The 5,353-nt window shown below is 42.9% G+C and carries 9 protein-coding genes; 3 read left to right on the top strand and 6 right to left on the bottom strand.

Annotated features, from left to right (window positions below):
• Window positions 1-99: 99 nt before the first annotated feature.
• A complete protein-coding gene (locus tag W822_RS0124285) occupies window positions 100-978 on the bottom strand; it encodes a glycosyltransferase family 2 protein (RefSeq protein ID WP_024007552.1) in 879 nt (292 codons plus the stop codon).
• Window positions 975-1,706 carry a PIG-L deacetylase family protein gene (locus tag W822_RS45695; RefSeq protein ID WP_024007551.1) on the bottom strand — a complete coding sequence of 244 codons (732 nt, stop codon included), beginning with the start codon at window positions 1,704-1,706 and terminating at the stop codon, window positions 975-977. The genes W822_RS0124285 and W822_RS45695 overlap by 4 nt, the downstream gene beginning before the upstream one ends.
• Window positions 1,707-1,919: 213 nt before the next feature.
• Between W822_RS45695 and W822_RS45690 the strand changes: the two genes are divergently transcribed.
• Window positions 1,920-2,567 carry a hypothetical protein gene (locus W822_RS45690; protein ID WP_024007550.1) on the top strand — a complete coding sequence of 216 codons (648 nt, stop codon included), beginning with the start codon at window positions 1,920-1,922 and terminating at the stop codon, window positions 2,565-2,567.
• Between the two features lie 54 nt (window positions 2,568-2,621).
• Here the strand turns inward: W822_RS45690 and W822_RS45685 are convergent, their stop codons facing one another.
• The 4 genes from W822_RS45685 to W822_RS45670 are packed head-to-tail and all read right to left on the bottom strand — an operon-like array spanning window position 2,622 to window position 4,276.
• The gene (locus tag W822_RS45685; RefSeq protein WP_024007549.1) at window positions 2,622-3,227 is read right to left on the bottom strand and encodes a hypothetical protein; all 606 of its coding nucleotides are present in this window, start codon (window positions 3,225-3,227) and stop codon (window positions 2,622-2,624) included.
• A 22-nt stretch (window positions 3,228-3,249) separates the two neighbouring features.
• Window positions 3,250-3,408, bottom strand: coding sequence for a DUF1328 domain-containing protein (locus W822_RS46265; protein WP_024007548.1), 159 nt, complete (start codon window positions 3,406-3,408; stop codon window positions 3,250-3,252).
• A 42-nt stretch (window positions 3,409-3,450) separates the two neighbouring features.
• A complete protein-coding gene (locus W822_RS45675) occupies window positions 3,451-4,017 on the bottom strand; it encodes a DUF4142 domain-containing protein (protein ID WP_024007547.1) in 567 nt (188 codons plus the stop codon).
• Window positions 4,018-4,069: 52 nt separating this feature from the next.
• Window positions 4,070-4,276: a CsbD family protein gene (locus tag W822_RS45670; protein WP_024007546.1), complete on the bottom strand. Its 207-nt coding sequence runs from the start codon at window positions 4,274-4,276 to the stop codon at window positions 4,070-4,072.
• A 310-nt stretch (window positions 4,277-4,586) separates the two neighbouring features.
• Here W822_RS45670 and W822_RS45665 point away from each other — a divergent pair, with 310 nt between their 5' ends.
• Complete coding sequence (locus tag W822_RS45665) at window positions 4,587-4,775, top strand: DUF3008 family protein (RefSeq protein ID WP_024007545.1); 189 nt, start codon at window positions 4,587-4,589, stop codon at window positions 4,773-4,775.
• 70 nt (window positions 4,776-4,845) lie between these two features.
• Window positions 4,846-5,262: an SDR family NAD(P)-dependent oxidoreductase gene (locus tag W822_RS45660; RefSeq protein ID WP_024007544.1), complete on the top strand. Its 417-nt coding sequence runs from the start codon at window positions 4,846-4,848 to the stop codon at window positions 5,260-5,262.
• Window positions 5,263-5,353: the final 91 nt, after the last annotated feature.

Here is a 5,353-nt window from a genome sequence, read left to right as displayed (position 1 = left end):
CCTTTTTTGTTTGGATACAGATTCGACACCTACATTCAAACGGGTAACTCTCCTTTTTTCAAGGACTTTGTCAGATCAGATCGAGACTAGTTCACTTAATTAGTGCTGTGCCCAGACCCGTTGAAGCAACTCGCATGTCTGGCGCCTCAGAATACGCCTTTTAATCATCACTTTATGGCAACCGAGCAGAACGTCTGCAATGGCACGTCGACGCAAACGGCGGTCAGGCGTTTGACTCAAGATTTTTCGAGTTCGCTGCCATGCCAGATGAAACGGAAGTCTGAGCCAGCACGTCCAAATGGCATTGCGAATCGTTAACCGTTCGCGTAAGGTGCTATTACGCAAATGAGAAGGCCAATGATGGACCACGATAGCAGGAGCATAGACAATTTTCCCTCCAGAGTCCATTATATCCATCGCTAGCAATGTTTCCTCTCCACCGATAAAGAAAGCATCCCAGTATCCGTTTGCTTGTTGATAAGCTATAGTACGCATAACATTCGCACCGGCCATAAAACCGGTTAGCTGGGGACCGACACCAGCAATAACATCTAACGAGCTATTTTCCATATCAGCGCATGCGGGGTCTAACCTTTCATCAGGTCCCACAAGGATACGAGCATTTAACACCGAAATGTCGGGATGCTTATCCAATATCTCAATCGCAACATTTAGAGAATTTGCGCCCCACCAAGTATCGTCATCGCAAAACGCAACATAGGGTGTTTTCACAAAATCAACTCCGATATTGCGGCCCGCTGCCCCCCAATTCCTTTCTGCTCGAATATATGTTACTTTTGGAAAACTTGAACGAATCTGTTTGGCAGTTATATCGACACTGCAATTGTCTACGATAACGATAGACGGTAACTGCTCCAGCGCGAACAAATGCGTAAGGGTACGGCACAATTCCTCAGCCCTATTGTGGGTCAACACCACTACCGTAATCTTATCTCTGATTTCATCTTCTTTCATCATGGCAAATCCAAATAACAATGCAGCCGCCAGTATTTTTCTTCTTGAAGCAATATTGGCTCGCCGTCTTCGTAGCCCAGACCACGAAATTGACTCTTATAGGCGTTAACCGCGCTCATCTTATTTCTTACACTTTTACATGTAGCGAAATGTTCTAGTGCAAAACCTCGCTCTACAAGGTTCGTGATTCTCGCTAATACACGTTCCTGCTTATTACGATAAGGGATTTCTTCATATACAAACCACAAGATATCTGGAAATCGATTGCATATAGTTAGCAGCATATCGGAGGCGTGGATGTGGTCTTCGTGGAACAAACCGATCGGAAAGAATACGGAGTAGGGTTTGATTTTTTCTAAGTTTAAGCTCGTAATATCAGCAAGTAATTCTGCGCCTCGCCGCGGTTCCTCCAAGTATTGACTATCCAAAAATCCCAAGTCTATTGCTTCAGCCTGAAGGTCTGCTAAAGCCGTTTCATTCTCAAAAGCTCTTTGCCGCATCGCCTGATCAGCATTTGAAAAACCACAGCGCATATCCCAATCGGTACGCATTTGTTTGTTATCAGGCACACCTGTATAAATAGTGATTACGGTACCGAGAGACAGGGATGATAGGAGCTCGCCACAACTAAAAACGGCGTCGTCGTAATGGGGAGAAAACACGACGACGGGACCGTGTTCTGAGGTTTGAAAAGACTCCATTTGTGAGAGAAACGTGCGAGACGAGGACATACACTATAACCTCCATTATGAAACGGCTACCTTAAAGGCAAGTTAAGAAAAGTAATTGCTCATTCTTTATGGTCGCTTTGATATTCCTGAAACAAGTAATTGCATTCGGTAATTCAATCGAAATCGCTTCTATGAAAAGATAACCGCTGGAATAGTAATTTCAATTTCGCATATCGGCTAGTTATTTACAACAATGACGAGGGCAAAACAATTATGAATCGCGCGTTGAAGGCCGGTTTGATTATCTTAGGATTTGCTTCGATAATCTGCCTTTTTACATTGGTCGATATCGATTTCTCAAGCAAAACTAGCTTGCTTATTGCTGCAGGGACCTTCACTGCTGCAATCATTTCTCTTTACATAGCCAATAGCAACTGGAAGCGAGAGACGGATAAGGAAAGGTCCACTGAAGAAAAAAAGCGGATATTGTTTCTAAGCCTTTGCGATGTGACAATGAACCATTACAAGGAAGCAGTTTGGAGTTTTAATAACGTTAAGAACTATAGTCAAGAATTGAAAGAATCTTTTGTCGGAGATCACGTCGAAAATACCGATCGCCAACTCAGATTATGCGAACTCATCTACCGAGAGCTCGAATTTAATAAAATCAAGTTTGACTATGTTAATTTTAATCTAATCATCCGGAATCTGGATTCTTTACTTTATCTAAACAAAGAAGCTACTCCTGTACTTGTGAATTTAATCACTTTTGTAGAGATAATATACCAGCAAATTGCGCTCGTATTAAGCACCTCACAAAACAAAGAAGCCCAGGAAATGTGCAGACAGTGCGATTATTTAATGAAAATACTCGATGAAGTGGAGCAGGAGATAATGAAATTCAAGCAGATCAATAAATGAAAGTCGCGTTTCGGACACAATGCCCCGCTTGCGCGGGGCAATTGAATGATAATCTTACAAATACTCAGTGCGCTGTTGCTTAGCACGCGAGGCGCCAATCTCAGTCTCCACCTGTTTAATCTCTTCAGGTGGAGGTAAAACAGCAGGTAGACCCAAGCTTTCAATCCAGAGTTCGCGACACCAACCTTTAGTATGAAAGAGGTGATGGTCTTCTTGTTGTTCGACCTGTTCGAAAATTTCTTTATAGAAATTTTTATCGCTAGCGTTTGCTTTTTCAATCGCTTTACCGAAGAGCTCCCAATTCATATGGTCCTTGGTTTCAGCGAGGACGACGCATTCACAGGCGAATAACTGGGCGGCCTGCGGAGCACCGTCCTTCAGGATAGTTTTCATCGCCCTAACATATGACTCCCCAAGACTCTTTACGACTTCGCGCCCAGGCGATCTGGTATTTGGATTTAAATCCAAATGTTTCGCCACAGCCATTGCAAGCTCTTGATGTTTTAGTGTCTCTTCGAGATAGCCCTCCCATTCCTTTTTGAGATCCTCGTTGATGGCGCAGGTGAGCGCTGTACGGTACACTTGTTCACCACCTAGTTCGGTCTCTATCATTTGCAGCACCAGTTCTTTGAGCTGATCGATTTTTGTTGAATTGGCCATTGTTGACTCCGTAATTTGAGAACTATCTATTCCTGCCGAAAAAGAATGATGCGATGGCAAGGATTACAAATATTACAAAAATCACTTTTGCTATGGATGCGGCCCCTGCTGCGATCCCTCCGAACCCCAACACAGCAGCAATAACTGCAATAATTAAAAATACGATTGCGTAATGTAGCATTTATGATTCCCTTATTAAAATATAGCCAAATTATTGAGCGCCTTACTGCGTCTTACTAACGGTAGGATGAAGGGCCTTTGCCATCTTCAAGTGCTCTTCTAGAGCGGGCAATGTTTTCTGAGCAAAAACCTTAATATCCCCATCTTCGGCTTCGTCGGCGGTTTTTTTGAATAACTCAACTGTGTTTTCGTGGGCGGCCACAGCCATCCGATCAACGTAGTTTTCATCGAATTTATCATCAAGCAAGCTTAGAGCCTTTAGCTCTCCCTTTTGAAGAAGAGACGGCTCCGTCGGCACTGTCACGCCTTTTTTTGCCGCCAATTGTTTTAATTCGTCGCCAACTTTAGTGTGATCAGTAATCATGTTCGTAGCGAAATCTTTCACCTCTGACGTCTTGGCTTTTTGCTGCGCCAGTTTTCCGCCCTCGATTTCTGCAAGACCAGCTTGCGCTGCGTCATTTAAAAAAGATTCATCGTTACTAGACAATTTCTGTTCACTCGGATGCATCTCTGTTTTTGGGTTCATATCTGTCGCAGGATTCGTTGATTGCGCAGACGCGCTAAATGGAATAGCAAGAAGTGCCGATATCAATAGTAGGTTCTTTACCATAATATTCTCCAGATTAAATCGGTGCTAAGTGACACTTAGCAATGGAACATTTCTACAACTGGTTTTGTTGTGCCCAGAAGTCATCGACCTCCCGTTCGGCGTCGATCCGGTTTTTACCGTACTTTTCCTGCAATACCCCACACATTTTTTGTGCACTACCGTTTATTTGCGTAATGTCATCATCCGTCAAGTCTCCCCACTTTTCTTTTATAGAGCCTTTTAGTTGTTCCCATTTTCCTTTCGCAATATCTTGGTTCATAAATATCTCCTTGACTCGATAACGTGTGTGAATGGTGAAAGATTTCGCCTTTATACTAACAAGCAAATCAATGACGCATGGATGTTTGTTACATATACTTAATAACAATAAGCGAATGAAATAAATATATATTTGCACCTTTTAGAACGTTATAGCTGCAGCTTGAATGCCTTACGGGCGGATTAACTGCCTAATCGCGTACCTTACTCAAACCGTAAACAATTATCCTTACAAAGGAAAACGAGAAAAGTTTGCCTCAAATGGCGGTCGCCCTTCATAATGATTTGTGCCTTATTCTTAAGGAGTCGTTATGCCAGCTAAATCGAAAAGCCAACAACAGGCGGCCGGGATAGCTCTATCGGCCAAAGAGGGCGATAAAAAGGTCAGCGAACTAAAAGGTGCATCGAAATCAATGTATAAATCGATGTCAAAGATAGAATTAAAAGATATGGCTAGTACAAGCCGGTCTGATAAGCCGAAGCATAAAAAAAAATCTTAATGCCTATCCATTTCAATATCTCATTCCCAGGCATTGGAAATGCCGGGGATAATTTTTTAAAGGTTAATTTATGACACAGACGATGCCAGCTCAGGAACAGCGCGTTCAGCCCGGGCGTGAATCGGAAATGCATCCGGCTCCCATATACGATGATCCCCACTATAAATCCGCAGGGAAATTGGAGGGGAAAGTTGCGTTAATCACAGGTGGAGATAGTGGAATTGGTCGTGCTACCACTATTGCGTTCGCAAAGGAAGGGGCAAAGCTAGCAATCGTATATTTAGAAGAAGATCGAGACGCTAACGAAACGAAAGAATGTGTAGAAAAATACGGATCTGAAATTCTTTTGCTTAAGGGGGATATTGGAGACGTAGATTTCGCAAAAAAATGCGTTCAAGACACCTTCGCTCATTATGGAAAGTTGGATATCTTAGTCAATAACGCTGGAGAACAGCACACCGCTGCAGAACCTGAAGATATTACTTGAACTAGTCTCGATCTGATCTGACAAAGTCCTTGAAAAAAGGAGAGTTACCCGTTTGAATGTAGGTGTCGAATCTGTATCCAAACAAAAAAGG

The organism is Advenella kashmirensis W13003, assembly GCF_000506985.1.
Taxonomy (GTDB): domain Bacteria; phylum Pseudomonadota; class Gammaproteobacteria; order Burkholderiales; family Burkholderiaceae_B; genus Advenella; species Advenella kashmirensis_A.
This window is presented reverse-complemented; position numbering and strand designations above follow the sequence as displayed.

Excerpts from the sequence above, each read along its gene's own strand:
- W822_RS0124285 (WP_024007552.1), bottom strand. The coding sequence starts at position 978 with ATGATGAAAGAAGATGAAATCAGAGATAAGATTACGGTAGTGGTGTTG.
- W822_RS45695 (WP_024007551.1), bottom strand. The coding sequence starts at position 1,706 with ATGTCCTCGTCTCGCACGTTTCTCTCACAAATGGAGTCTTTTCAAACC.
- W822_RS45690 (WP_024007550.1), top strand. The coding sequence starts at position 1,920 with ATGAATCGCGCGTTGAAGGCCGGTTTGATTATCTTAGGATTTGCTTCG.
- W822_RS45685 (WP_024007549.1), bottom strand. The coding sequence starts at position 3,227 with ATGGCCAATTCAACAAAAATCGATCAGCTCAAAGAACTGGTGCTGCAA.
- W822_RS46265 (WP_024007548.1), bottom strand. The coding sequence starts at position 3,408 with ATGCTACATTACGCAATCGTATTTTTAATTATTGCAGTTATTGCTGCT.
- W822_RS45675 (WP_024007547.1), bottom strand. The coding sequence starts at position 4,017 with ATGGTAAAGAACCTACTATTGATATCGGCACTTCTTGCTATTCCATTT.
- W822_RS45670 (WP_024007546.1), bottom strand. The coding sequence starts at position 4,276 with ATGAACCAAGATATTGCGAAAGGAAAATGGGAACAACTAAAAGGCTCT.
- W822_RS45665 (WP_024007545.1), top strand. The coding sequence starts at position 4,587 with ATGCCAGCTAAATCGAAAAGCCAACAACAGGCGGCCGGGATAGCTCTA.
- W822_RS45660 (WP_024007544.1), top strand. The coding sequence starts at position 4,846 with ATGACACAGACGATGCCAGCTCAGGAACAGCGCGTTCAGCCCGGGCGT.